Origin of the sequence: Mesorhizobium sp. M2E.F.Ca.ET.209.01.1.1 (assembly GCF_004010375.2) — a bacterium.
Taxonomy (GTDB): domain Bacteria; phylum Pseudomonadota; class Alphaproteobacteria; order Rhizobiales; family Rhizobiaceae; genus Mesorhizobium.
Genome location: NZ_SADP02001407.1, coordinates 1 through 221, shown reverse-complemented (window position 1 = coordinate 221; position 221 = coordinate 1). Strand labels below are relative to the sequence as shown.

General features: G+C 64.7%; 1 protein-coding gene. It reads left to right on the top strand.

The genetic code is table 11. The features are described from left to right. On the top strand, positions 1-221 hold a 221-nt coding region (locus EN852_RS41645), incomplete at both ends, for a hypothetical protein (protein ID WP_210238356.1).

Genomic DNA, 221 nt, shown 5'->3' with positions numbered 1-221 from the left:
AGGGCGAGACCGAACTGCTGCGCCCGCAGACGAACTTCGAAGGGGCGGATTTGCCGCTCCGTCCTAGCCGGGACGGGGCGGCCGAAGGCAAGGAAAACGCGTTGCGCGATCCCGCGATTTTCGAGGAGAATGGCCGCACCTGGCTTCTCTATGCCGTCGCTGGAGAGAGCGGCATCGCCTTGGCCGAGATTACGTCGAAGGACATCCCTGCCAGAGCTGCC